Raw genomic sequence first — 26,272 nt, 5'->3', positions numbered from 1 at the left:
TACTCTACGGCTCGGCTAGACGAAGAGTTAGCTGTGTACGGCCTTTTATAGGCAGTGCTAAAAAACAAAATACTTAATAGCCCACCTGCAGCGATGAGAAAGCAGCCATTTTATAACGGTGGGTAGCAGTGTATTGGAGTTCCCTTGGCTGAGCTTTCGCAAAAGCGATCAACTGCAGTTCTATCGCTTACTCTGGGCAGCGTGATTATTTGCCTGGCGCTGCTGTTGACCCTGCTCAGTCATAACGCTTTCAATACTCACAGTCAGGATCATCGACAGGCCACCGCCGATGCGCTTCAGCAGCAGGGGCGTCAATCGGCTACCACACAGATAAAGCAGCTGCTCAAAATGGCGGGGCTATCCCTGCAAACCTCTCCCAGACTGCCTTTTTCCTCGAACAAAACCTCAAAACCCATCTCTCTCCAGTATCAGCGTGTTTTTTCTCAGTTTCATGAGCTTGATGTTGTTCAACAGGTTTTTTTAATTGACCAGCAACATACGATTTTGCTTCCCCAGGAATTTGCTGGACAAAACTTGAGCGAGTTGTTGCACGGGAAATATTCCAACCTGATGACGTTGGATAATGGTCAGCAATTTGCCAAAGATCAGGAACAGCGCCTGCTCCTGCAAGCGGTTGATAAACTGGGGCAAGGATTGTTGAACCTGGCGATCGAATTCAACTTAAGCTCGCTACCGGCAAATGCGGTTGATGTTGAAAGCCCGCCTGAAGTCAGTCTGACCTGGTGGGCTTTGCTGATTATGTTTGCAATGTGCCTGGCGGCGGTGGCTTATTTTTCCTGGGTTTTGTCCCGCAGTGAGCATGCTTCACTAAGTACTTTACGCCGTTATGCCCAAACTCTGGCCAAGGGGGATTATTTTTCGACTTTAAAGTTGAATAGCCGGGACCCCCTGAGCGACATGGCGTCGGCCCTGCAAAAAATTGGCGAGCATTTACACGAACAGCAACGTCGCCTGATTCGTTTGAGTTACCGGGACAGTTTAACCGGCTTGGCGAACCGACATCAGTTTTTTAAATGGCTGGCAGAGCAACTGAAACACAATCAGGTCAGTGGCCAGCCCTTCGCATTACTGATCATCGATCTTGATCAGTTTAAACGCGTCAATGATTCTTTGGGACATGAGATTGGCGATGAGATTTTATTGGAAGTGGCGGGGCGCTTACGACAGGTCATCACCAGCTTTCATCGTGATTGTGCCGAAGATGAGTTGGCCTATCTGGCCCGTTTCAGCGGAGATGAGTTCGGTATTCTACTGCCCAAAATCGATGGCGGTCACGATGCGATTTTACTCGCTCAGCGCATTCAGGCAGCCATGCTGGAACCTCTGCATAATGGCGAGCATGTGTTGCACCTGGGGGCGAGCATCGGCATTTGCCTTTGTCCAGAAGATGGCAAAACACCGGCACTGTTATTAAAAAATGCCGAGATGGCCATGTATCAGGCCAAGGCCGCAGGGCCGAATAATTTTCAGTTTTTTGCCGAGTTTATGAGTCTGTCGGCGATCAAACGACTCAATGTGGAAGTCGAACTGCAGCACGCGTTTGACAATAAAGAACTGCGTTTATTTTATCAGCCCAAGTTTGATGTTCGCCGTCGTCAAATGGTCGGCAGCGAAGCTTTGTTGCGTTGGCAGCACCCTCAGCGTGGTTTGATTGGCCCGGATTATTTTCTGGAGGTGGCCGAACAAACTGCGTTGATTGCGCAAATCGGGCGCTGGGTAACCCGGGAGGTCTGTCGCCAGTTAAAAGAATGGCAGGGCAGTGATCTGGGTAATTTACCCGTGGCGCTGAATATCTCCGCCGCTGAATTTCAGCTGCGCGATGTGGTGGGTGATTTGCGAGACAGTTTGCACCGTTACCAGCTCGATCCGGGTTTGCTGCAAATGGAAGTGACGGAAACCACCATTGCCAGCCAGGAAGATAAAATTGGCCGCGACCTCACCGCCATTCGCCGTCTGGGGGTGAAAGTGTGGATTGATGATTTTGGCACCGGCTATTCCTCTCTGGGTTATCTCAGACGCTTCTCCGTTGACGGGGTAAAAATCGACCGCAGCTTTGTTCACGAAGTGGCTCATAATCCTGCCGATGCGGCCCTGTGCAGTGCCATTGTCGCAATGGCCAGCCAACTGCAACTTGATGTTGTCGCCGAAGGGGTTGAAGAGCGGGAACAATTTAACCTGCTGCTTGAATCCGGTTGCTCCCAAGCTCAGGGCTTTTTCTACGCTCGGCCAATGTCGCCGGATGTTTTGCACAAACAGGCCGGGCAATTATTGCAATTGAGCGCCCATGGCAACTTACAATCGGTTCTGTTGGATGAGGTGTCGGACTCCGGGGAAGGGTCTTCCTCGGATTGCTTTGCTTAGTTGCCGCGCACTCCCGGGCCGAGTATCACTTTAGGCTTTGCCAGCGCCCCGTTTTTTGGGACAATAGGCCATAACTAGCCTGATATATCCCCACAATGACTGTACCTATTTCCAGCAATTCGCCAGGTCCTATTGCGGCCCCTGGTCTTTTCTCTTATCCAAAATACTGGGCAGAGTGCTATGGCACCGCGCCGTATTTGCCCATGTCTCGCGCCGAGATGGATGAACTGGGCTGGGACAGCTGCGACATTATCATTGTGACCGGTGATGCCTATGTCGATCATCCCAGTTTCGGAATGGCGGTAATCGGCCGTTTTCTGGAGTCCCAGGGGTTTCGTGTGGGTATCATTTCCCAGCCGGACTGGACTTCCGCTGAGCCGTTTAAAGCCTTGGGTAAACCGAACCTGTTTTTCGGTATTACCGGCGGCAATATGGATTCGATGATCAATCGTTACACCGCTGATTTGAAAGTGCGTAACGATGATGCCTACACCCCGGATGCGGAGCCTGATAAGCGCCCGGATCGTGCGGTGATTGTGTACAGCCAGCGCTGCAAAGAAGCCTACAGTGATGTACCGCTGGTGTTAGGCGGCATTGAGGCGAGCTTGCGTCGTATTGCGCAATACGACTATTGGAGTGATGAGGTTCGTCGATCGGTTTTGTTCGATGCGGCCGGTGATATTTTGCTGTATGGCAATGCCGAGCGCGCCCTGGCTGAAGTTGCTCATCGACTTTCAGCCGGTGAGCCGGTATCACAACTCGACGATGTTCGCGGTACCGCAGTGGTGCGTAAGGCACTGCCTGAAGGCTGGCTGGAAATTGATTCCACGCGAATTGATTGGCCAAAAAATATCGAAAGTCTGGCCGAAGCGTACGGAAAAAGCCCGTACGATTATGAAGAGCCCGGCGAGTGTGCGGTTGGTAAAAGCGGGGAAGAACCCCCGGCTGCGGATAAAGCCGAACCGATTCGAATTATTCCCATGCCATTACAGGCTGAAGCACGGGAAAGTAATAAGCCGTCCTATATTCGTTTGCCGTCGTTTGAAAAGGTGAAATCAGATTCTGCCTTGTACGCCCACGCTTCCCGGGTTTTGCACCAGGAAGCCAACCCGCATAATGCGAGAGTGTTGGTACAACGTCATGGTAAACAGGAACTGTGGGTAAACCCGCCACCGATTCCACTGAGCACAGAGGAAATGGATGCGGTATTCGGTTTGTTTTTCCAGCGTCGTCCGCACCCGGTATACGGTGACGCGAATATTCCCGCCTATGAAATGATTAAAACGTCGGTGAATATCATGCGTGGCTGCTTTGGTGGCTGCAGCTTCTGTTCCATTACCGAGCATGAAGGGCGAGTGATCCAGAGTCGTTCACAGGAGTCTGTGATTCGTGAGCTGGAAGATATTCGCGATAAGGTACCGGGCTTTACCGGGCAGATTTCTGATCTGGGTGGTCCCACTGCCAATATGTATCACCTGAATTGCAAGAGTGACGAGATTCAGGCGAGCTGCCGTCGCCTGTCCTGCGTTTTTCCGGGCATTTGTAAAAACCTGAAAACCTCGCATAAGCAAACGACAGAACTGTATCGCAAGGCGAGAGCCATTCCCGGCATTAAAAAGGTCGCCATTGCATCCGGCTTACGCTACGACCTGGCCGTAGAAGATCCTGAGTACGTAAAAGAACTTGTGACCCACCATGTGGGTGGCTATCTGAAGATTGCGCCGGAACACACCGAAGACGGGCCGCTGAACCAAATGATGAAGCCCGGCATTGGTACCTACGATGCTTTCAAGAAAATGTTCGAGAAGTTTTCAAAAGAAGCCGGGAAGAAACAGTATTTGATTCCCTACTTTATTGCCGCACATCCCGGCTGTGAAGACGAGGATATGCTGAATCTCTCACTCTGGCTCAAGCGCAATAAATTCAGGGTCGATCAGGTGCAAACCTTCTACCCATCACCTATGGCACTGGCCACGGCGATGTACTATGCCGAACGCGATCCGCTGAAAAAATTGAGTTACAAAGGGCGTAAGCTCTATGTACCGAAAGACTACAAGCAGCGCCGTTTGCAAAAAGCCTTGCTGCGTTACCACGATTCCAAAAACTGGGATCTGTTGCGCGATGCGGTAAAAGAGATGGGCCGGGAAGATGTGATTGGCAATGGCCCGGAACATCTTATTCCAACCCGCGACGGTGCCCGTACCCAACAGCGCCGAGGGCAGTATCAGAAAGCTCGTGGTGGACAATGGGATAAACGCCCGGCCGGACAGCGCAAATCGGCCTCGGGCGGCCATTCCAGCAATGGCCCCAAGGCAGCGGCCAATGGCAGAAACCGATCCAAACCTGGGGCAAAGGCCGGCGGTAAGCCGGGCTCCAGACCCGCCAGACCTCGCCCCGGTAAGCGTTAGGGGCAGTAGCCTGAGTCTCAAAGGTATCCCTATTTGATACCTTTGAGGCTGAAAATTGCGACTTCCGTCTTTAAAGGTTGCATAGTCTGCAACCTTCTTTCAAGCTAGCCCTCAAATTGTTCATCATTTTGAATGAGTTGAGGTAGCTATGTCCCAGACCCAAGCCATTGTTGATAGCCTGAAACGCGAACTCAAAGCCCAGGGTAAAACCTACGCCCATGTGGCCAAGGCCCTGGAGTTGAGCGAGGCCAGTGTGAAGCGTTTGTTCTCCTCGGCCAATCTGTCCCTGCACCGCCTCGACAGCCTTTGTGAGCTGCTGGGCATGACCGTTGCTGAACTGACGAATAAAGCCCAGGGGCAGCAAGCCATCAGTCAGTTGAGTCAGGAACAGGAACAAGAGCTGGTGGATCAACCCAAGTTGTTGTTGGTTGCCGTTTGCGCCCTGAACCGCTGGCAGTTCCACGAAATCGTGGGCACCTACCAGCTGAGCGGTGCTGAATGTGTTCAGCTGCTGGCCAAGCTGGATCGCCTACGCTTGATTGAGTTGTTGCCCAATAATCGAATTAAATTACTGGTTGATCGCGGTTTCCGCTGGTTGCCAAATGGCCCGATTCAGCAGTATTTTCGTCAACAGATTCAGTCGGATTATTTTGCGGCTGATTTTGATGGTCCCGGTGAATTGATGTTGTTCCAAAATGCGATGCTATCACCGAGTGCAAATGCGATTATGCAGCGTAAAATAGAAAGCCTGGCGCGCGAGTTTAACCAGCTGGCCGAAGAAGATAAAAATTTGCCACTGGACGAGCGCTTTGGCAGTAGCCTGATGTTGGCGATACGACCCTGGGAAGTGCAGAGCTTTCAGCGTTTGCGCCGTCCGGGCACCGGTAAACAATTTCCCACTGCCTGAGGCCATCTCAGCGAAAATTATGAAACAAGGAGCTAGCATGTCGAGCCACAGCAGTCAGTTTCAACTTTTGGGGCAAAAACGTTTTTTGCCTTTATTCCTTACCCAGTTCTTTGGGGCGTTTAACGACAATGTATTTAAAAATGCCTTGATCGTGCTGCTGGTATTCAGCATCGGGCAGAACAGCGAGCAGATGGCGGTGCTGAGTAACCTCGCCGCTGGTTTATTTATTCTGCCTTTCTTTCTGTTTTCGTCGTCTGCTGGTCAGTTGGCGGACAAATTCAATAAGGCAGCTTTGATCCGCTGGATTAAGGCCTTCGAAGTGGTCATCATGGGTTTTGCGGCCTGGGCGATGTGGCAAAACAGTGTGCCGGCCATGATGAGTGTGCTGTTTATGCTGGGCTTTCAATCGGCCATGTTTGGCCCGGTAAAGTATGCGATTCTTCCCCAAGCTCTGCATGAAACCGAATTGGTGGGTGGTAACGCTCAGATTGAAATGGGCACGTTCAGTGCAATTTTATTGGGCACGGTTTTAGGGGGTGTTCTGGCCAACAGCGAGCAGGCCACGCTATGGGTGTCCATTGCAGTCATTGCCGTTTCCCTGGTCGGCTTTATGAGCAGCCTGTTTATCCCTAAAGTGCCTGCGTCGAATCCAGAACTGAATTTCAACTGGAACCCTCTGAGTCAAACCCTGCGTGTGATTAAAATGGCACGTGGCAACCGGGTGGTCTTCCTTTCGATACTTGGTATCTCCTGGTTCTGGTTTATTGGTGCTGCTTACCTGACTCAACTGCCGGTATTTACCAAAGACGTTCTGGGTTGTGATCCAACGGTGGTGACCTTTCTGCTGTGTGTGTTTACTGTGGGTGTTGCATTGGGGTCTTTGCTGTGTGAAAGAATGTCGGGCCATAAAGTGGAAATGGGGCTTGTACCGTTTGGCGCGGGCGGCATCAGCTTATTTGGCATTCACAGTTATTTTGCAGCGATGGGTTTTACGGCACTCGATAACGGTGATTTTCTGCAATTCCTGATGGCCCCGGGCAGTTTTCCGGTGATCATCGATTTAATGATGATTGGTGTGTTTGGCGGTTTTTACATCGTGCCTCTGTACGCTGTGATTCAAATTCGTTCAGAAGAGAAAACCCGCGCTCAGATGATCTCGGTAAACAACATCATGAACGCCTTGTTTATGGTGGGCTCCGCATTGATGGGTGTTGTGTTCCTGGCCGTACTGGATCTCAGTATTCCTTACTTCCTGTTGACCATTGCCTTGATGAACATTGGTATTGCTCTGTTTATCTTCTATCAGGTACCAGAATTCACCATGCGATTTCTGGTCTGGATTCTCAGCCACACCATGTATCGTGTGAAACATAAGGATCTGGATAAAATTCCCGAAAAAGGTGCTGCAATTATTGCCTGCAACCACGTCAGTTATATGGATGCCTTGTTGCTGGCGGGTGCTGTACGTCGTCCTATCCGCTTTATCATGTTCAAGCCAATTTATGACTTGCCGGTATTGAATTTTATCTTCCGCACCGGGCGTACGATTCCAATCATTTCCCAGCACGTCGATAAAGAAGCGTATGAGCGCGCCTTTGATGAAATCTCGGAAGGCCTGGAAGCGGGTGACCTCCTGTGCATCTTCCCCGAAGGCAAGCTGACCGAAACCGGTGCTGTCAATGAGTTTAAAACAGGCATTGAGCGGATTCTCGAACGCAACCCGGTACCTGTCGTGCCGATGGCATTGAAAGGGTTGTGGGGCAGTTTCTTCAGCCATAAAAATGGCCAAGCCATGTTGTCCTGGCCGCGTCGCTTCTGGTCTAAAGTAGAAGTGGTTGCGGGTAATACCGTCGCTGCCGAGCAAGCCAGTGCTGAAGGGTTGGAAGAGGCGGTTAAAGGCTTGAGAGGGAATGCGGCTTAGTGGTTTTGATGATTACGGATTCTTGTATTTGATAGTCTCAATTATTTGATTGTCTCTATACAGTGACAAGCTAGAGGGCAGGATGGGTTTAAAGCCATTAATCCTGCCTTGTTTTCACGAATGAGTTCTGGAGGCCTTGATTCTTTTCTTTCCCTATCCACTTCCCGAATGTCGTCTTTAACCCTAGTGCGCTAAAAAGTTTAATGAGAGTCTAGGCTGAACACTACGATCGTATAGGATTCAGCAGAGAGAACTCAGCATGCCATCCCAAATTGTTTTTGCCGGTCAGGCATTATCAGAAACTTCCTTTCTCAGCGGCGTAAAAAAGATCGCTTCCGTATTGGTGGCCAACGGCGTTCGGCCGGATGATGCGATTGCCATATTGATGCGCAACGAGCCAATGTATCTGCAAATCATCGAAGCCTGTCGCTATGTTGGCGCGCGCTATGTGGCCTTGAACTGGCATGGTTCTGCGGCTGAAATCGCGCATATTCTGGAAGACTCCAAGGCGAAGGTTTTACTAGGCCACAGAGATTTACTGAATGTTTTAAGTGAACACACAGTGTTTAGGGAGCAAATCGCCGGTATCGCTGTGTTGGCGCAAGCGACGCCACGATCAATTATTGAAAGGTATGAGCTGGGAACGGTTACCGAGGAAGGAGGGTATCAAAATCTCCATGCCGCAATCGAGGCAGCTGAAGAAATCGCTTCTGCACCCCAAAAGGTTCGAGGTTTGTTTGCGTACACCTCAGGCAGCACTGGGCGCCCGAAAGGGATTGTGCGCCCCAGTCATCCCGACGCGCCTGATCGCTATATGATGTACCAAATGTTGGCTCAGGGGTTTATGTTCCTCCAGCCGGGCGACAAGTTTTATATGGCCGCGCCGATGTATCACAGCGCACCGAACACGCTCAGTCTGTCTGCGTTGTCGGCAACCGACGTCGATATTTACATCGAGTCCCAGTTTGACCCGGAAGATTTTCTCAAAATCGTTGAACGCGAAAAAATCACTCACGCGTATATTGTCCCCACTATGATGATTCGTCTGCTGAAGCTGCCTCAAGAAGTCAGAGAACAGTATGATGTCTGCAGTCTGCGTTATTCCGTTTCTACCGGATCGCCATGTCCAGTGGACGTAAAACAAGCCATGATTGATTGGTTTGGGCCGATCTTTTACGAAAGTTATGGTGCCAGCGAATTAGGTTTTATGACGTTGATCAGCGCGACAGAGGCCCTGGAAAAACCCGGATCGGTTGGTCGTGCCCGGGAAGGAACGGCCATTAAAATTCTCAATGATGAACTCCAGGAGCTTGGGCCGGGGGAAACTGGCACCATCTATATTCACTCCATGCTGGCTTCGGGTTTTGGCTATACCAATAGTGAAGGTGATCTGACTGATCAGGAGTTGGGTGGCTTTGCAACGGTCGGCGATGTGGGTTATCTGGATGATGAGGGGTTTCTGTTTATCAGCGACCGTAAAAAAGAGATGATCATTTCCGGCGGTGCCAATATTTTTCCTTCAGAAATTGAAGCTGAAATACTGCGCTTGCCACAGGTGCTCGATTGCGCGGTTTTCGGTGCTCCCGACGAAGAGTTCGGTGAAAAAATTGTCGCTGCGGTTCAGTTACAAGACGGTCAGGTACTGAGTCTGGGTGAACTGCAACATGCTCTTGAGGGCCAATTGGCACGATTTAAAATGCCCAGAAAACTCGATGTTCATGAGGCTTTGCCACGGGAAGACAGCGGTAAGATTTTTAAGAAGCGTCTAAAAGACCCGTATTGGGAAGGCGCGGGGAGACAGATTTAGTCGTCGCACATTGTCGTTGAAGTGCTGATGCCTAGGTGCTCATTTCTAGGTTCGGGGACCTGACGCAAAGCTCGGGCCTAAGCCCGAACGTTATCTGGATTCGGAGCCGGAAAGGCCGCTTAGGCGGCCAAAGTAAACGATAAGAAGAAGCCTGCAATGCAAGCGCTCATCAGGTTTGCCATAAAGCCACCGATAACCGCCTTCAAGCCCAGTTTGGCAACATCCTGGCGACGTTCCGGTGCAATCGTACCGAAGCCACCCAGCAAAATACCGATCGAAGAGAAGTTCGCAAAGCCACAGAGTGCAAACGTGATTACCGCCTGACTGTATGGACTCAATTGCTCTTTAATCTCAGCGAAATTTGCATAGGCGATAAACTCGTTCAATACGAGCTTCTGACCAATCAGACTGCCAGCGGTAATCGACTCTTCCCAGGGCACACCCATCAGCACCGCCACAATGCGGAAGACATGACCAAGAATCCATTCCAACGATAATTGCTCGACACCGATCCAGCCGCCGACGGCACCCAAAATACCATTCAGCATGGCGATCAGCGCGATAAACGCAATCAACATGGCGCCGATGTTGGCGGCCAGAATCAGACCTTGTGAGGTACCACTGGCGGCGGCATCGATCACGTTCACATAACTTTCTTTAAAAATCTCGCCATTTTCAGATTCTGCATCCAGCTCTTCAGTTTCCGGCTCCAGCATTTTGGCCATCAACAGCGCACCCGGTGCGGCCATAAAGCTGGCGGCCAACAGATATTTCAGCTCAACGCCCAGGCCAACGTAGCCGGCCAATACCGAACCCGCTACCGTTGCAGTACCACCCACCATCACGGCGAACAGTTGGGAGCGGCTAAGAGTAGGGATGTAAGGTTTGATCGTCAGAGGGGCTTCGGCCTGACCGATAAAGATATTCGCGGCGGCAACCATGGACTCGGGGCGACTGGTACCCAGTAACTTGCGCAGACCGCCGCCAATAATACGGATCACCCAGATCATCACGCCCCAGTGATACAGCACCGCGACCAGGGCAGAGAAGAAGATGACCACCGGCAAGACGTGAAAGGCAAAGATAAAGCCCATCTTCATGCGACCAAGGTCACCGAACAAAAACTTGATGCCGTCTTGGGCGTAGTTCAAAACACTGGAGACGGTTTCAGACAGGCTGGCCAGCATGGTTTGGCCAAAAGGCACATAAAGCACCAAGGCGCCCAAAGCGACCTGGGTTAAAAAAGCGGCGACAACCGTGCGCCAACTGATGGAGCGGCGGTTTTTGGAAAATGCAAAAGCAACGGCCAGCAGGCACAGCATGCCTACCAGAGGTATCAAAGAAGTCAAAGGACGCTCCTTGGCTGTTATTTGATCTTATAAGTGAGCCTTGTTAGCTCGGTGCCTGCGTGCCAACCACAGTAGCGAGGTGGTCACGAAGTAATGCCAGGCTGCGTCCCGGCTTTGACGTGCCAGATAATACCACATCCGCGTGCTGGCGTGAGGGCAGAATAAAGGCTTCGGCCATAGGGCGCACCGTGGCCTGGTATTGACTGAGAACGGAGGCCATATCACGTCCGCGTTGGTGGATATCCCGTTCCAAACGTCTAATTAAACAGATATCAATGGGCGCATCGACATAGATGTTCAAATCGGAGAAATCCCGTAGCTTGGCTTGGGAGAGCAACAAAATGCCTTCCACGATAATGATCTTGCTGGGCTTCAGGGTTTTGACCTGATCGCTGCGGGTGTGTTGGCAAAAGTCGTAGACTGGCATGTCGACACTTTGACCCGACTGGAGTTGCTGTAACTGGGTTAACAGTAGTTCATGCTCAAAGGCGCTCGGGTGATCGTAATTCTGTTCACAGCGTTCCTCGAAGGGTTTATCGTTCTGATCCCGATAATAGTTATCTTCGTGGATGATATTTATACAGTCCGGCCCGAGTGATTCACTCAGGGTTTCGGCGAGGGCCTCGCTCAGGGTCGATTTACCTGAACCGGAGGGCCCGCTAATCAGAATAATGGTTGAACGCATTGGGCAATTTCTATCGTCTAAGTGGAGAGGCCGCACTATAGCAATACAGACGCTGCAATTCACGCGTCATAGAACAAATAAGCTGCCAAAACTATTGGCCAAACACTGAAGGGGATTAATGAGATGAAACGTAAATTATTGGCTTGCGCCATTGCTCTGGCGGCCACCGCCTGTAGCGGTCCACAAGTTGGCAGTGGCGAAAAAACAGCCAGTGCTGATACCGAAGTTCAGGCCCAGCAAGTGGCCATGAAATCCGGTATTGATACCAGCGGTATGGACAGGAGCGTACGAGCTGCTGATGACATGTTCCGCCACACCAACGGTCATTGGGTAGACAGTCACAAGATTCCAGACGACAAGTCTCGCTGGGGTACCTTTAACGTCCTGGCTGAAAACAGCAAATCGCAAATTCGAGCGATTATCGAAGAAGTCTCCAAAAAGGCCGATTCCGAATCGGGCCAGCAAATCGGCAATCTTTACAACAGTTACATGAATGAAGCCCTGGTCGATGAGCTGGGCATGAAGCCCCTGCAAGCAGAATTCGCCGCCATCGACAATATCCAGAACAAAGGCGATGTGGTGAAGTACTTTGCCCAGGCCGGGATCATGAGCGACACCTCGCCAGCGGCCTTCTGGGTTTACGCCGACAAGAAAGATCCCAACACCAATGTTGTGTATCTGGTTCAAGACGGACTGGGCTTGCCTGATCGCGACTACTATTTCGACGATACTGAAAAAGCCCAAAAGACCCAGGCTAAATATCAGGAGTACCTGAAATCCCTGGCAGACTTAGGCGGCCTGAAAGGCGATACCACCAAGGTATACGCTCTGGAAAAAGCCATGGCGGAACATCACTGGACCAAGGTGGAAAACCGTGACAGTGAAAAAACCTACAACCGCCTCAGCAATGAAGAAATCAACGGCTGGATGGGTGATATCGGCGTTGATGCCTGGCAGGGTTTCCTGAAAGCCGCAGGTGTTGCCGGGCAGAAAGAATACATTGTCTATCAGCCCAGTTACCTGCAAGCCTTGCCCAAGATTGTGAAAGATACCGATCTGGCGACCTGGAAGCTGTATTTTAAACTGCATTTGATGGACAGCTACGCCGCTGAGATGCATAAGGCCTTGTTTGATGCTCGCTTTGCATTCCGCAGCGCCCATTTATACGGTGTAAAAGAGCCGAGTGCTCGTTGGAAGCGTGCTGTGAGTGCCCTGAATAATAACCTTGGTGAATTGCTGGGGCAGGAATACGTTGCTCGCCATTTCCCGCCGCAAGCCAAGGCCCGTATGAAAACTCTGGTTGAGAATCTGATTGCCGCCTACGGTGTATCCATTGACAACCTTGAGTGGATGGGTGATGAAACCAAAGTCGCGGCGAAAGACAAGCTGGGTAAATTCCGTACCAAGATTGGCTATCCCGACAAATGGCGCGATTACAGTGCCCTGAGTTTGAAAGCGGATGAGCTGGTGGGCAATCTGCAACGCGCACGCAAGTTTGAACACGATTATATGATCGATCAGTTGGGCAAGCCGGTAGACCGTGAACGTTGGGGTATGAGCCCGCAAACTGTGAATGCCTACTTTAATCCGATTCTGAACGAAATCGTTTTCCCTGCCGCAATTTTACAGCCGCCGTTCTTTAATCTTGAAGCGGATGATGCCGTAAACTATGGGGCCATCGGTGCAGTTATCGGTCACGAGATTGGTCACGGCTTTGACGACCAGGGTTCGCGATATGATGGTGATGGGTATCTGCGCAACTGGTGGACTGAAGAAGATCTGGCCAAGTTTAAAGATCGCACCAAGAAGTTGATCGACCAGTACAATAAATTCGAACCACTGCCCGGCGAACACGTTAACGGTGAGTTAACCATTGGTGAAAACATCGGTGATCTCGGTGGTTTGAGCATTGCCTATAAAGCCTACAAGGCGTCATTAAAAGGCAAGCCATCCCCGATGATTGATGGATTTACTGGTGAGCAGCGTGTGTTTCTGGGATGGGCGCAAGCCTGGCGCAGTAAAGCGCGTGAAGAGTATCTCAGCAAGCAGCTGAAAACCGATCCGCATTCGCCAGCTTTGTATCGTGTTAACGGTGTAATGCCAAACATCGATGCTTTCTACGAAGCCTTTGATGTGAAACCGGGCGATGGCATGTACCTGCCACCGGAAGAACGCGTTTCCATCTGGTAACACGATCTTGTTATCTGGCTGCATTTGAGCTGGATCAAAAAAACCGCCGATTTCCCGGCGGTTTTTTTATGTCTGGGTTTTTTGATTTATCGAGACGACAATTTGTGCTTACGGCCTTCCAGAGCAGGCTTTCTATTGTTTAAACCTTTTTACTCTGTTTTTAATTCAAAAAGTTGTTTGTTTTTCAGGCTTGCCAGAAATTATGAAAGAAATATTAAAGCTGAAGTGACGGTCTTGGCAGTTGTTCTGTGATTTTATCGACGAAAACCGTCAAAATGTTGAGTAAACCTGCTCGATAAAATTTTATTTTCCACTAAACTAGTGAGTAGATAATGTTTGAAGCTCGATAAAGAAATTGCATTTTAATTTAATCAATTTGGATCAATTTAAAGTGCCTAACTAGTTTTAGTGATTTTTCTTTTTCGCTCTGTTTATTTTTCTTCAGACATTTATACTGAGTTTACAACTTAAAAATCAAAATCAGTTAATGCTTTTTGTTTTTCAGGTTGACAAGTTTGTATGGAAACTCGCGGCGTTTGGGTCAAATCGTAAGCAAGGAAGTGTTGAGGTCGATTTGCAGTAAGGAGATTGGCAGGATGCTGATCACACCGGTTTACCGGTTAGGACAGGAAAACCGAACGTCGCACTATTTTTCTTTAATGCCCTCTGATTTTTTGCCCCTGGTCTTGATTGCCTCTTGCCTTCATATCGGCAAGGTTTCAATTTGATACTTCGTCAATGATGCCCATCCCTGGGCGGTATGATGTGCTCGTGTTTTACATCATGGCGTCTATTCAGAAGCTTCGTAAATCGCGTAGAATTTTTGAGCGTGGCCAATACTTTCCCAAGTGCCTTTGAAGCCTGCCGGAATGGCAAATGCGTCACCGGCTTTTACGGTTTCGCATGTTCCGTCTTCACTGCAAATGATCGCTTCACCGCTGATCATGTAGCAGAACTCATCTTCGCTGTATTCAATATTCCATTTGCCTTCCTCCGAGCGCCACACCCCACAGAAAAAGTTTTCAGCGTTGTTGGTGAACATATTGTGGGTTTCCTGCATGGGCTGGCCGCTGATCAGCTTGGCGGGGGCAATAGGGCTGTTTTCGCCGCCAGCACTGGAGGCCGGCATGCGCAAAATGGATATGGACATGGTACTAATCTCAAAGTTGAATGATGATTCGGTAATTTAATGGCTCGAAGATTCCAGGTCAAGGCGGTTATACTGGCGCTTTCAAGATAACGCCCCATCCAATCGACAAATCAGGCCCGAATTCTTAATGAGCACCATTATTTGCCAGCGTCCCTCCAGCCCCAGTTCGGCATTGCAGCAGTCCGATCTTCCGGTTTTATTACAGCGCATATACGCCAGTCGCGGAGTTGAGCAACTGGAGGAGCTGGAGTTACAACTGGCGAAGTTGCCCCAGCCAACACTGCTAAAGGGCATAGAGCAGGCCGTGGAGCGTTTATGGCACGCACTGCAAAAGCAGGAGCGGGTGTTGATTGTTGGTGATTTCGATGCCGATGGTGCGACCAGCACGACCGTGGCTATGCAGGCTCTGCAGGCGATGGGCCTGCACCATATCGACTTTCTGGTTCCCAATCGCTTTGAGTATGGCTATGGCCTGACTCCGGAAATTGTGGAGGTTGCCGCCAGTGCCAGTGACAAGCCCGATCTTCTGATCACTGTGGATAATGGCATTTCCAGTGTGCAGGGGGTTGCACGCGCCCGCGAGCTGGGCATGGATGTTCTGGTCACAGATCATCATTTGCCCGGTGATGAGATTCCCGCTGCAGTTGCGATTGTGAACCCGAACCAGCCTGGCTGTGAATTCCCGAGTAAAAATCTCGCCGGAGTGGGGGTGATTTTCTATGTGATGTTGGCTTTACGCAAACATCTGAGGGATGTGCAGTGGTTTACGGATCAGAGCATTCCTGAACCGAATCTGGGTTCGTTATTGGATCTTGTGGCGCTGGGCACGATTGCCGATGTGGTCACTCTCGATCATCCCAATCGTATTCTGGTGCAACAGGGGCTGGCTCGAATTAGAGCGGGGCAGTCTCGCCCGGGTATTCAGGCCTTATTGAATGTTGCCGGGCGACCCTGTGACAAAATCAGCTCGGTGGATTTGGGGTTTGTTTTGGGGCCACGTTTGAATGCGGCCGGGCGTCTGGATGATATGAGTCTGGGAATCGATTGTTTGATGGCGCCTAATGAGGGGCATGCTGCGGAACTTGCGACACAGCTGGACGATTTAAATCGCGATCGAAAAAGTATCGAGCAATCCATGCAGAAGCAGGCGCTCAATACTCTCAGCCAAATCAATCTTGATGAACATGAAATGCCCTGGGGCCTGAGCCTCTATCAGGCCGATTGGCATCAGGGGGTTATTGGTATTCTGGCTTCGCGCATTAAAGATAAATATCACCGTCCGGTGATTATGTTTGCCGATGAGGACAGCGATGCGGGAACGATCAAGGGATCGGCACGCTCCATCGCGGGGCTGCATATCCGTGACGCACTGGATACGGTTGCCGCTCGCAACCCCGGCTTGCTAAACAAATTTGGTGGGCATGCCATGGCAGCGGGCATGAGTTTGGACAAAAATCGTTTTGAAGATTTCCAGAAAGCTTTCGATGATGTGGTGAGAGAGCAGTTGAATAGCGATGATCTGCAGGCAAAGATCATTAGCGATGGTGCCTTGTCCCACAGTGAACTCAGTATGCCGGTTGCTGAAATGTTGCAGGCCGCCGGCCCCTGGGGCCAGAATTTTCCAGAGCCGAGTTTCGATGGGGAGTTTTATCTGGTGAATCAGCGGATTGTGGGTGATCGCCATTTGAAATTTACTGTGAGCCTTGAGGCCGGGGGACAGCAGTTAATTGATGCTATTGCGTTTAACGTCGATACCGATCAATGGCCCAACTATCGCGCTGAGCGTCTGCACCTTTCCTTTAAACTCGACGTCAATGAATTTCGCGGACGACGCAGTCTGCAATTGTTGGTGAACCATATTGAGGTGTTATAAGCCGCTCCACTGTAAAAAACGGTAATGCCTCTGGAGCCTCTTGTGGTAATCCGATTAAAGTTCAGCAACAGTCCGGTGTTTAAACCGGGCCACGATAACAATAACGAATACGGAACTGCACATGAAAATATTTCTTACCGGAGCCTCGGGCTTTGTGGGCAAAGCGGCTTTGGCAATGCTGGTGGATCGCGGGCATGAAGTTGTCGCTATGTCACGCCGTGCCGAAAGTGATCAGTTAATCAAATCCCTCGGAGGGCGTCCTGAACGTTGCGATCTTGAGTCTATCAAGGCCGAACACCTTGGTGATTGTGAACTGGTGATTCACAGTGCCGCTTATGTGGAAGCCTGGGGACCAAAAGATGCCTGGTTTAAGGCCAATGTTCTGGGCACGGAAAATGTGCTCAAGGCGGCCAAGCAAGCCGGCGTAAAACGGTTTATTCATATCGGAACCGAAGCCGGTTTGGTGCATGGGCAGGATCTTTTCAAGGCGGATGAACATTATCCGCTTGCTCCGGATTCTCCGTACCCCTATTGCGCCAGCAAGGCTCAGGCTGAACAGAGCGTAATGGCCGCCAATAGCGCTGAAATGACTTGCCTGGTGATTCGTCCCCGTTTGATCTGGGGGCCGGGTGATCAAACCCTGCTGCCGGCCATTGAGCAAATGTGCGAACGCAATGCCTGGGTATGGATCAATCACGGCAAAGCCATGACGTCTTCTACCCATATTGATAACTTGATTCACGCTATTGAACTGGCGTTGACGAAAGGCGAGGGTGGCGAGGCCTACTTTGTACTGGACGATGCGGATCACAGTCTGCGGCAGATGATTGAGGGAATGGCGGCCAGTAAAAACCTTGAATTGGGGAATAAGAATTTGCCGCTCTGGTTTGCTGAAGCCTTGGGGGCGTTGTGCGAGGGCATGTGGCGCTTACTGAACCTTTCCAGCGAACCACCACTGAACAAATACGCGGTGATGGTGATGTCCCGCAACTGCACATTGGATGACAGCAAAGCTCGCAAGGCATTGGGGTATAGCCCTATCATCAGCTGGCAGGAAGGCATGGCTCAGCTCGGAAAAGCCCACTGAAAACAGCGCCTTGTGCCAGCCTCCATTCCGGGCTGGTTTTCCTTGTTTTAGATCAGCAAATGTGTCCTTGGCCTGTGGTATATAAGTGTCATACTGAACATATAAACTAAATAGGCGCATCGTGTTCTGAAGACGCTCTAATTTCGTCAAATTAGATAACAGCCTATGCCAAGTGGACGAATTTGAAACTAGGAGAGAAACCGTGAAAGACGATACAGTGAACACTGAACCTTTGCCCAACCACAGCGAATTGGCAGAAGTTGATTTCAGTGCTGTGAATGAGGAGACGCTGGAAACCCTCGCTGGTGAAGCTGCCAGTGCGATTGTCGAGGGTGAAGATTCGGTGGACCATCTGCAATACTTGGCTGAATTGCGTAAAGATCCCGAGGCAATCCGCAGGTTGTTTTTAAGTGGAGAATATCCCTACAAGACCAAACTCAAGCGCCAGGATTACGATCGTAAAAAACGCCAGCTGCAAATTGAGCTGCTGAAAGTCCAAAAGTGGGTTAAGGACACCGGCCAGAAGATCGTGATGATTTTCGAAGGTCGTGACGCCGCCGGTAAGGGAGGCGCGATCAAGCGCTTCACCGAACATTTGAACCCTCGTGGTGCCCGTGTAGTTGCGCTGGAAAAACCGTCGGAAAATGAAGCGGGCCAGTGGTACTTTCAACGTTATATTAAACATTTGCCCACGCGTGGTGAGATGGTCTTGTTTGACCGCTCCTGGTACAACCGCGCCGGTGTAGAGCGGGTTATGGAGTTCTGTACGCCGGAAGAATATCTGGAGTTTATGCGCCAGACACCGGAGCTGGAACGCATGATGGTGCGCAGTGGTATTCGTTTGTTCAAGTATTGGTTCTCAGTGGGCCAGGAGGAGCAGGCACGTCGCTTTGAAAGTCGTGCGAATGATCCTCTGAAGCAGTGGAAGTTGTCTCCGATTGATAAAGCGTCTTTGAGTAAGTGGGACGAGTATGCCGAGGCCAAGGAGGCGATGTTCTTCTACACCGATACGGCGGATGCACCGTGGACGATTGTGAAGTCCAATGATAAAAAGCGTGCCCGCTTGGCGTGTATGATGCACTTCTTAAACAGTCTGCCTTATCCCGATAAAGATGAGCATGTGGTACGTCGCCCGGATCCACTGATTGTTGGTCACAGCGAGCATATTATTGCCAAATCCAAGCATATTCTGGGGCATCATTTAGGGGATTGGTAAAGCGTCACAAGTTGATTTGTAAATGTACACAAGGGCCGAGTTAAAACCTCGGCCTTTTTGTTTGGACTGCTATTGAGGTGCCACCCTGGTAAGGTTCAGCGGGCAGGCCTTGTTTTGGAGTGACTAGGCTCCTGGATGGAACGGGTAGCTGCATGGATGCAGCATTCGGAACGGAAAAACAAGGTCTGCCCGCTGGACCTGGGTTCTGCCCCCGGAATCAAACAAATCGCTTGAGAGCGACCATTGATTAACGGCTCACCCAATATTCAGCACGAATGGGGTAAACTGCTATGCTTGCTAGAAAATCACAATAAGGAAGTCTGATGCCCCATCTGGAACTCGTTCTCGCCCTTGTCCTCGTCGTTGCCATGTTGTGTCAGTGGTTGGCCTGGCGAGTGAAGTTGCCAGCCATTCTGTTTCTCCTGTTAAGCGGATTGATCGCCGGGCCGGTAACCGGGTGGGTTGACCCGGACGCAATGTTGGGTGATCTGCTCATGCCCATGGTGTCGATGTCGGTGGCCATTATTCTGTTTGAGGGCAGTCTCACACTGAATTTAAAAGAGATTCAGGGGGTCGATCGGGTAGTGCGGCGAATGATCACAGTCGGTGCCCTGGTCACCTGGGTGGTTGTCGCCATTGCAACTCATATGATTTTCAGTTTCAGCTGGCAAGTGAGTGCGCTGTTTGGGGCAATTGTGATTGTGACGGGACCAACCGTGATTGTGCCCATGTTGAGAGCCGTGCGCCCCACCGCCAAGATCGCCAATATTTTGCGCTGGGAAGGCATTGCCATCGACCCGGTGGGTGCCCTGATGGCGGTTATTACCTTTGAATTTATTCTGGCCAGTGTGAATAATTTGCCGGCCAGTCATGTTTTACTGCTGTTTCTGGAGGCAGTTGCCGCCGGTACCGCTATCGGCGTTGCAGCGGGAATCATTCTGGGTTTGTTATTGAGCAAAAACCTGATTCCCGAATATTTGCAGAATATCGCCACCCTCAGCCTGGTTCTGATTGCTTTCAGCGGTTCCAATGCCGTGGTGCACGAATCAGGATTAATCGCAGTCACCGTAATGGGGATGTGGTTGGCGAACAAATCCGATCTCGATATTCACCCGATTCTGAACTTCAAAGAGCATCTGAGCTTATTACTGATCTCTATGCTGTTTATCTTATTGGCGGCGCGGATTGATTTGCAGCAGCTGGCGGATATCTTCTGGCCGGCACTGACTCTGTTGCTGGTGTTGCAGTTTGTCGCGCGTCCGCTGAAAATTCTGGTGAGTACCTGGGGGCTGGATGTCAGCTGGCCTGAACGGGGTCTGCTCGCCTGGATTGCACCTCGAGGGATTGTTGCCGCGGCGATCTCGGCTATCTTTGCCGACCGTTTGTTAGCCGCAGGCTTTGAAGAAGCGGCGCTGTTGGTGCCCATGACCTTCTTTATGATTATTGGCACCGTAGTGCTGCAAAGCAGTACTTCGCGTTTACTGGCGCGCTGGCTGGGTGTAGCAGAGCCCACGCCAAGAGGTTTTCTAATGGTGGGGGCCAATGCCTTTTCGCGGGCACTCGCCAAGGAATTTCAGCGCCACGACCTGCCTTGCCTGCTGGTGGATTCCAACTGGAATGATATTCGTCAAGCTCGCATGGAGGGCTTGGATACATTTTATGGCAACCCGGTTTCGGATCATGCGGAAACTTATTTGGATTTGAGTGGCATGGGCAGCCTTTTAGCCATTTCCCGACAGCAACATCTGAACGCAATATCCGCTGTACATTTTCGAGCGGATTTCGGGAGCGATCGTATTTACAGCCTGATGTCCGTGCGAGATATGAACAGCTTCGACAAGCACCAGTTTGCGGACAGCTATCAGGGCCACAAGCTCTTTGCCGAAGACATCAGCTACTATGATCTGGCGACAAAAATGAACAAAGGGGCTGAAATCAAAAGCACCAACATTACCGAAGAATACAGCTGGGCGATGTATCAATCTGATTACGTTGGCAAGCGTATCCCCTTGTTCATCATTAGCTCCAAAGGAAAAGCCATGCCGGTGTTGGTAGGTGATGATACTCACCCTGAACCCGGTTCAACGGTATTGGCGCTCGCTGAAGCCGATGCGGAAGAAGCGGTAAAAAAACAGGAAAAGCAGCTCGAGAAAAAGAAGAAAAAACAGAACAAAAAGAATGGTGATACCGAGCAGCCCAGCTTGCCAGGATTTGATCCCGAACCTTCCTGAATACTCGTTTCCCTATAAACCGAAGCGTTAAGCTTCGGTTTGTTTATAGTTCAAAATAAACCTTGAAAATAGTCTCTTTCAACTTGGCAGTCCTCGCTGTTATCTGTCATTAGTCGCCATTATAAAGCGACCTTTTTTCACCTATGATAAATTCTTAGCGGGTACATTTTGCCAATTTTTGTGTGGTTACTTCACAGCACAATGAAGCGGCAAACCCGAATTATGTTTAAGCACGACAGGAGAGGGCAGCTATGGCCGAGAATAGAGAATTTGGCATTGTGGTGTATGGCGCTACCGGTTATACCGGGCGTCTGGTTTGCGAATACCTCAATCAGCAATATGGTGTGAATGGCGATGTCGTTTGGGCAATGGCCGGTCGCAGCGAAGAGAAGCTCGCTGCTGTACGTGATGAAATGGGAATTCCTACCAGCGTTCCCATGCTTGTCGCGGATGCCAGTAGTCCGGACAGCATCCGTGCAATGGCTGCTCGCACTCAGGTTGTGCTAACGACCGTTGGGCCCTATCAGTTGTATGGGAATGATCTGGTAAAAGCCTGCGCGCAAGCGGGTACAGACTATGTGGATCTCTGTGGTGAGCCGGGTTGGATGCACGAAATGATTAATGCTCATCAGGAGACCGCCAAGGCCAGTGGCGCACGTATTGTTTTCTCCTGTGGTTTTGATTCGGTTCCATTCGATCTGGGTGTTCACTTTCTGCAGCAGGCTGCTCAGGAAAAGCTTTCCGCACCGCTATCCAGAATTAAAGGGCGGGTGCGTGCAATGAATGGCACGTTTTCAGGTGGCACACTCGCCAGCTTTAAGGCGACCATGGCGGCCGCAGCAAAAGATCCTGAGTTGGTAAACGTGCTGATGAACCCTTTTGCTTTGACCGAAAATTTTAACGGTCCGGAGCAGCCCCACGGAATGGCCCCCATCTATGAAGACGATCTGCAAAGTTGGTCCGCACCTTTTGTGATGGCGACTATCAATACCAAAAACATTCATCGCTCCAATTACCTGATGGGCCACCAATATGGTGAGGATTTCAGCTACGACGAAATGATGCTGACCGGCCCTGGTGACAACGGAGAAGCGATGGCTAAGGCTATCGCGGAAGACAAATCCATGGCCAATGATCCTAAAAAGCCGGGGGAAGGGCCCAGCAAAGAAGAACGTGAAAACGGCTTCTATGATGTGTTGTTTGTCGGCAGTAACAGTGCGGGTGACAGCCTGATGGCCAGCGTTAAAGGTGACAAAGATCCGGGTTATGGTTCTACTTGTAAGATGATTGCGGAAAGCGCAGTTTGTTTGCTGAAGAACCCGGACATGTCCAGCGGTGGTATTTGGACACCGGCGTCGGCGATGGGTGAGCAATTGATTGACCGCCTGCAAGCAAATGCCGGTCTGACGTTTGCGATGGAGTAACATCTATAGGGCTGCCGGGTTTCAGTGGCCCTTATTTTGTGATCTGTCTTAACAGGCTCGCTTTTCAATCAAGATGACGTATACTCGTTAACATTCAAACATTAGCACTCAAGTAATCATGGTCGCATTAAAAGCCATTAATCTTCTTAACCTACTGTGGATTTCCGTCCGCAGCGGGTAGCTATTGTCTACACGGCTGCGGAATAATCCGCGGCTCGCTTCTCAGTCCTGGTTTATTCCGCTGCTTCACCCCAAGCAAGAAAATCAATCAGGAGATACATCAGTGAATGAAAACACCAAAGGTATATTGCTCGTTTGTTTGGGCACAACTCTGTTTTCCAGTAAGTCAATTTTGATTCAATGGGCGTTCAAAGCTGGCGCCACAGTGGATCAACTGATGCTAATACGCATGCTTATTGCATTGCCATTCTATTTTCTTGCCGGCCTATGGGCTTGGAGAAAGCTGGCGCATAAACCACCCCTGAGTGCGTTCGCATTGATCGCTTTGCCGGGTTTTGCCTGCTATCACATTGCCAGCTATCTGGACATGTGGGCCTTGCAATTTCTGACCGCGGGTTTAGAGCGAATCATCCTGTTTAGCTATCCGATTATTGTGGTGGTCATTCAGGCATTTCGGGGGCATTCAATAAATCGTGTTCAATGGTTTGGCTTGGCGGTCGCCTATATTGGCGTGTTGTTATTTTTCAAGCAGGATGTTCAATTGCACCAGAGTACTTCAATGCTGGCGGTAGCGGCCGTTTTCGTAGCTGCACTGCTTACGGCCTATTATGTTCTGGCAAGCCAGAAGTACGGGCGACGATACAGTAGCGATTTTTTTACCGCGGTTGCGATGGGCATCACGGGCTTAACAATACCGAGTCATTTTGTCGTGATGAATGGCTTTAATGTGTCAGGCATCGGCCTTGATATTTGGGCCTACGGTGCCTTTTTGTCCATTGTATTAACTGTGTTTGCATCGTTTGTGTTGAATCGAGGTATTGGCTTGGCGGGTGCGCAAAAGGGCAGTGTGGCAGGTATGCTCGGCCCGATGATTACTTTGCTGATGGCCGCTTGGATTCTGAATCAGCCTTTTACCTTCATGCACGGTGTTGCCGTGGCAGTAACCGTAGCAGGCGTGAGTTTGGTGACTCAATCCGAGAAACTGGGTTTTCGCTTACATCGTAAACGCGGTTAGTGCTCTATTCTAGCGCCCTTTAGCTAACGTTCGAGGCCCTTGTATGATTGGGCCTCGAATGCTGTGTTGAATTTATCGGGCAGACATGGGGTGATCAGATTTCAGTTGCAATAAATCCCAGCGATTGCCATAGAGATCCTCAAAAACGGCAACGGTTCCATAGTCCTGTTCCTTTGGTTCCCTGACAAAATGAATGCCCTCGGACACCATACGGTTGTAATCCCGCCAGAAATCGTCGGTATTTAAAAACAGGAAGACTCTGCCGCCCGCCTGATTTCCAATGAACGGTTCTTGTTCGGGCTTGGACGCTTTGGCCAATAGCAAGGTGACACCTTGGGAGCCTGGAGGGGATACGACAACCCAGCGCTTGTCCTGCTCAGCCTGATAGGTATCTTCGATAAGTTCGAACCGTAGTTTATCGACGTAAAAGCGAATAGCCTCATCGTAGTCTCGAACGACCAAAGCGATATGTACAATGGATTGCTTCATAGATTCTTTTCCTGCTCAGGTATCGAGCAATATTAATAACGGTAAAGCGGCGCGCGATTTAGAGTGCTCTGTAAGCCAATTCGGCCCACATAGCCAACACCGCAATAAAGTTAATCGTGAACACGATGCCCCTGAGGCGAATATTGTTTGTGCCTATTTGAACAACACTGTGAATGACTCTCCCGGCAACAAATATCCAGGCCAGAGCGGTCTGCAATGCGCCGGCAGTTTCGCCCGTGGTGATTTGCAGTAAACAGGCAATATAGAAGAACAGAGGCCATTCAAATTGGTTTTTGAGATTGGCACTGATTCGGGGCTCGGTTTCCCCCCAAGGGTTGGCACCGTCATCCCTTAATCCGATTCCCCAAACCTTCGGCGCGCGAGCCAGTGTCAGCAGTGCATAGAGAGAAACGCACAGGATGATATGTGCAAACATCGGGAGTATCAGATCATTTGACATGAATACTTGTCCAATCCTGTCTAAATAAAAAATAAGGTGCTAGCGAGAAAAAATCTCCAACATCGGATGCCCCAAATATACAGCGCTTACAGTAAATGCCAATCCAAGGGTGGTGATTTGAGCAAAGATCAATAATGTTCGATGCTTTGTGGCGGTAGCGCCGGATCCTTGAGTGCCGAGTTCCCGTCTAAAGATCTGTTGGCGTTCCTGCCAGCGCGCTTGCCCGTAAATACGTTCAAGTGTCTCTATAAAAAAATCGACGTTTACTTTTTCTCCAAGCACTTTAAATGCTTTGATATCACAGCTGCTTGAGCTTCTTTGTAGAAACTCTTGCCGGATTCGCTGTTTGCCCGTTTGTGGCCAGGCAACGGTCGCCCATTTAAGTAGCCAGTAGCACAGGTTTTCGTGCCGGGCTGCGCGAGCAAGGTTCTGGGCCAGCACAACTTGGCGTTGTTTGGTATCCATGCTGTTCAACAGGCCACTGGAAAAGTAAACCTGAGGGTGAAACAAGCCAATACAACGGGCGACAGGTTTGGGACTGTCGAACCACCGATAACCCAAAGAATCGGCTTCGGACAACTGTTGCAGCATGCGTTCATATCTGTGATTACCTCGCAGTTGCCAAACCATGGCCATGCAGAGTACCAAAAGAGCGGCGGCCCCTAATGCCAGGGTAGAGCTGCTGAGTATGGAACTCATTTCGATGTGCAGGGTATGTGGCGCGCAGCTGTCGTTATGGCAATGACTGGCGACAAGGGGGAAGGCCAATTGCGGACTTGCAAGAACGAGAGTCCCCAGGCCTGAGGTGACAGGTGCCAGTAAACCGAACATAAAGGTATGCCGGGTAGCCTGCACAGGGTGATAGTTTTTAAGTTGCCGGGAAAAGTAGGGGTACAGTGCTGCGGAAACCCAAGACAAAGCAATGCTGAGAAGCACCCAGCCAAGCAGGTAGTAGGAGAAGACAATAAACGGGCTAGTCATTGCCTTCTTCAGCCGCTTGCAGGCTTTTCAATACCAGATCGGGGAGCAGAGATTTATTTTGGCGGGCGCTCTCTTGATCCACATAGGAAACAAAACCCGAAATCATTGGAGCAATATCGCCTTCGCCAAACTGATCCGCAATATCGCCAAGCAGCTGTCCGATGATCGTACTGCGACTGACAATGGCTCGATAAAGATAATGACGCCCTTGTTTTTGGCGAGAAATCAGCTCCTTGCGATGCAGGCGCTCCAGAGTGCTTTGCATGGTGCTCAGACTGAGGGAGTTTTCTTCACAGAGATCCAGAACCTCGCGTGCCGACAGACTTTCATGGCCCCAGAGGATTTTCATCACTTCCAGCTCGCGTTCACCCAGATTGGGTGCAGGCTTTTTAAGCTGTTTCTGACCTAAGAGCTGATCCAGCCCCAAGCTGATGGTTTTCATGAAAGTCGATCTCTTATCGGTTTTCGTCTGCGGGTAGACAATGCCCTTTATAAAGTGGCCCGTTTCTGTGCAAAC

Annotated in this window: 19 protein-coding genes; 12 read left to right on the top strand and 7 right to left on the bottom strand. The window is 50.4% G+C overall.

Features of this window, described 5'->3' with window-relative positions; genetic code table 11:
• Positions 1–144: 144 nt before the first annotated feature.
• From G8768_RS12320 to G8768_RS12300, 5 genes are all read left to right on the top strand, one after another.
• Positions 145–2,382 (top strand): putative bifunctional diguanylate cyclase/phosphodiesterase, encoded by a 2,238-nt coding sequence (locus G8768_RS12320; RefSeq protein WP_166846483.1) that lies wholly within the window; start codon positions 145–147, stop codon positions 2,380–2,382.
• A gap of 95 nt (positions 2,383–2,477) precedes the next feature.
• Positions 2,478–4,790: a YgiQ family radical SAM protein gene (locus G8768_RS12315; protein WP_166846486.1), complete on the top strand. Its 2,313-nt coding sequence runs from the start codon at positions 2,478–2,480 to the stop codon at positions 4,788–4,790.
• 148 nt (positions 4,791–4,938) lie between these two features.
• Positions 4,939–5,697 (top strand): helix-turn-helix domain-containing protein, encoded by a 759-nt coding sequence (locus G8768_RS12310; protein WP_166846489.1) that lies wholly within the window; start codon positions 4,939–4,941, stop codon positions 5,695–5,697.
• 37 nt (positions 5,698–5,734) lie between these two features.
• Complete coding sequence (locus G8768_RS12305; protein WP_166846493.1) at positions 5,735–7,618, top strand: MFS transporter; 1,884 nt, start codon at positions 5,735–5,737, stop codon at positions 7,616–7,618.
• Between the two features lie 259 nt (positions 7,619–7,877).
• The gene (locus G8768_RS12300) at positions 7,878–9,425 is read left to right on the top strand and encodes an AMP-binding protein (RefSeq protein WP_166846496.1); all 1,548 of its coding nucleotides are present in this window, start codon (positions 7,878–7,880) and stop codon (positions 9,423–9,425) included.
• 119 nt (positions 9,426–9,544) lie between these two features.
• On the opposite strand, the gene G8768_RS12295 is transcribed toward G8768_RS12300, so the two are convergent.
• Positions 9,545–10,774 carry a NupC/NupG family nucleoside CNT transporter gene (locus G8768_RS12295; RefSeq protein ID WP_166846499.1) on the bottom strand — a complete coding sequence of 410 codons (1,230 nt, stop codon included), beginning with the start codon at positions 10,772–10,774 and terminating at the stop codon, positions 9,545–9,547.
• 43 nt (positions 10,775–10,817) lie between these two features.
• Positions 10,818–11,459 carry a uridine kinase gene (udk, locus tag G8768_RS12290; protein WP_166846502.1) on the bottom strand — a complete coding sequence of 214 codons (642 nt, stop codon included), beginning with the start codon at positions 11,457–11,459 and terminating at the stop codon, positions 10,818–10,820.
• A 123-nt stretch (positions 11,460–11,582) separates the two neighbouring features.
• Here udk and G8768_RS12285 point away from each other — a divergent pair, with 123 nt between their 5' ends.
• Positions 11,583–13,649, top strand: a complete 2,067-nt coding sequence (locus G8768_RS12285) for a M13 family metallopeptidase (RefSeq protein ID WP_166846505.1) — start codon at positions 11,583–11,585, stop codon at positions 13,647–13,649.
• A 790-nt stretch (positions 13,650–14,439) separates the two neighbouring features.
• Here the strand turns inward: G8768_RS12285 and G8768_RS12280 are convergent.
• Positions 14,440–14,799 carry a cupin domain-containing protein gene (locus G8768_RS12280; protein ID WP_166846507.1) on the bottom strand — a complete coding sequence of 120 codons (360 nt, stop codon included), beginning with the start codon at positions 14,797–14,799 and terminating at the stop codon, positions 14,440–14,442.
• Positions 14,800–14,926: 127 nt separating this feature from the next.
• Here G8768_RS12280 and recJ point away from each other — a divergent pair, with 127 nt between their 5' ends.
• From recJ to G8768_RS12250, 6 genes are all read left to right on the top strand, one after another.
• Positions 14,927–16,672 (top strand): single-stranded-DNA-specific exonuclease RecJ, encoded by a 1,746-nt coding sequence (gene recJ / locus G8768_RS12275; RefSeq protein WP_166846509.1) that lies wholly within the window; start codon positions 14,927–14,929, stop codon positions 16,670–16,672.
• A gap of 121 nt (positions 16,673–16,793) precedes the next feature.
• On the top strand, positions 16,794–17,759 hold the full coding sequence (locus G8768_RS12270) for an NAD-dependent epimerase/dehydratase family protein (RefSeq protein WP_166846511.1): 966 nt from the start codon (positions 16,794–16,796) through the stop codon (positions 17,757–17,759).
• Between the two features lie 202 nt (positions 17,760–17,961).
• On the top strand, positions 17,962–18,975 hold the full coding sequence (ppk2, locus tag G8768_RS12265; protein WP_341801005.1) for a polyphosphate kinase 2: 1,014 nt from the start codon (positions 17,962–17,964) through the stop codon (positions 18,973–18,975).
• 323 nt (positions 18,976–19,298) lie between these two features.
• Positions 19,299–21,206 carry a cation:proton antiporter gene (locus tag G8768_RS12260; protein ID WP_166846515.1) on the top strand — a complete coding sequence of 636 codons (1,908 nt, stop codon included), beginning with the start codon at positions 19,299–19,301 and terminating at the stop codon, positions 21,204–21,206.
• A 251-nt stretch (positions 21,207–21,457) separates the two neighbouring features.
• Positions 21,458–22,630, top strand: a complete 1,173-nt coding sequence (locus tag G8768_RS12255) for a saccharopine dehydrogenase family protein (RefSeq protein ID WP_166846517.1) — start codon at positions 21,458–21,460, stop codon at positions 22,628–22,630.
• Positions 22,631–22,913: 283 nt separating this feature from the next.
• Positions 22,914–23,825 carry an EamA family transporter gene (locus tag G8768_RS12250; RefSeq protein WP_166846519.1) on the top strand — a complete coding sequence of 304 codons (912 nt, stop codon included), beginning with the start codon at positions 22,914–22,916 and terminating at the stop codon, positions 23,823–23,825.
• A gap of 72 nt (positions 23,826–23,897) precedes the next feature.
• Here the strand turns inward: G8768_RS12250 and G8768_RS12245 are convergent, their stop codons facing one another.
• Genes G8768_RS12245 through G8768_RS12230 form a run of 4 tightly spaced genes read right to left on the bottom strand, consistent with a single transcriptional unit; the run spans position 23,898 to position 26,197 of the window.
• Entirely contained in the window at positions 23,898–24,314 is a 417-nt protein-coding gene (locus G8768_RS12245; RefSeq protein ID WP_166846521.1) for a VOC family protein, read from the bottom strand.
• Between the two features lie 58 nt (positions 24,315–24,372).
• Positions 24,373–24,774: an MAPEG family protein gene (locus G8768_RS12240; protein WP_166846524.1), complete on the bottom strand. Its 402-nt coding sequence runs from the start codon at positions 24,772–24,774 to the stop codon at positions 24,373–24,375.
• A gap of 39 nt (positions 24,775–24,813) precedes the next feature.
• Positions 24,814–25,755 carry a M48 family metalloprotease gene (locus G8768_RS12235; RefSeq protein ID WP_166846527.1) on the bottom strand — a complete coding sequence of 314 codons (942 nt, stop codon included), beginning with the start codon at positions 25,753–25,755 and terminating at the stop codon, positions 24,814–24,816.
• On the bottom strand, positions 25,748–26,197 hold the full coding sequence (locus G8768_RS12230; RefSeq protein WP_166846530.1) for a BlaI/MecI/CopY family transcriptional regulator: 450 nt from the start codon (positions 26,195–26,197) through the stop codon (positions 25,748–25,750). Before G8768_RS12230 ends, G8768_RS12235 begins: the two co-directional genes overlap by 8 nt.
• Between the last annotated feature and the right edge of the window lie 75 nt (positions 26,198–26,272).

It is taken from the genome of Pseudoteredinibacter isoporae, assembly GCF_011602085.1.
Taxonomy (GTDB): Bacteria; Pseudomonadota; Gammaproteobacteria; order Pseudomonadales; family Cellvibrionaceae; genus Pseudoteredinibacter; species Pseudoteredinibacter isoporae.
Note: the sequence above shows the minus strand (reverse complement) of the source record. Positions and strands in the feature narration are given on the sequence as shown.

Bases quoted from the DNA above. Each gene is read 5' to 3' on its own strand.
- G8768_RS12315 (WP_166846486.1), top strand. From the start codon at position 2,478: ATGACTGTACCTATTTCCAGCAATTCGCCAGGTCCTATTGCGGCCCCT.
- G8768_RS12310 (WP_166846489.1), top strand. From the start codon at position 4,939: ATGTCCCAGACCCAAGCCATTGTTGATAGCCTGAAACGCGAACTCAAA.
- G8768_RS12305 (WP_166846493.1), top strand. From the start codon at position 5,735: ATGTCGAGCCACAGCAGTCAGTTTCAACTTTTGGGGCAAAAACGTTTT.
- G8768_RS12300 (WP_166846496.1), top strand. From the start codon at position 7,878: ATGCCATCCCAAATTGTTTTTGCCGGTCAGGCATTATCAGAAACTTCC.
- udk (WP_166846502.1), bottom strand. From the start codon at position 11,459: ATGCGTTCAACCATTATTCTGATTAGCGGGCCCTCCGGTTCAGGTAAA.
- G8768_RS12285 (WP_166846505.1), top strand. From the start codon at position 11,583: ATGAAACGTAAATTATTGGCTTGCGCCATTGCTCTGGCGGCCACCGCC.
- G8768_RS12280 (WP_166846507.1), bottom strand. From the start codon at position 14,799: ATGTCCATATCCATTTTGCGCATGCCGGCCTCCAGTGCTGGCGGCGAA.
- recJ (WP_166846509.1), top strand. From the start codon at position 14,927: ATGAGCACCATTATTTGCCAGCGTCCCTCCAGCCCCAGTTCGGCATTG.
- G8768_RS12270 (WP_166846511.1), top strand. From the start codon at position 16,794: ATGAAAATATTTCTTACCGGAGCCTCGGGCTTTGTGGGCAAAGCGGCT.
- G8768_RS12260 (WP_166846515.1), top strand. From the start codon at position 19,299: ATGCCCCATCTGGAACTCGTTCTCGCCCTTGTCCTCGTCGTTGCCATG.
- G8768_RS12255 (WP_166846517.1), top strand. From the start codon at position 21,458: ATGGCCGAGAATAGAGAATTTGGCATTGTGGTGTATGGCGCTACCGGT.
- G8768_RS12245 (WP_166846521.1), bottom strand. From the start codon at position 24,314: ATGAAGCAATCCATTGTACATATCGCTTTGGTCGTTCGAGACTACGAT.
- G8768_RS12240 (WP_166846524.1), bottom strand. From the start codon at position 24,774: ATGTCAAATGATCTGATACTCCCGATGTTTGCACATATCATCCTGTGC.
- G8768_RS12235 (WP_166846527.1), bottom strand. From the start codon at position 25,755: ATGACTAGCCCGTTTATTGTCTTCTCCTACTACCTGCTTGGCTGGGTG.
- G8768_RS12230 (WP_166846530.1), bottom strand. From the start codon at position 26,197: ATGAAAACCATCAGCTTGGGGCTGGATCAGCTCTTAGGTCAGAAACAG.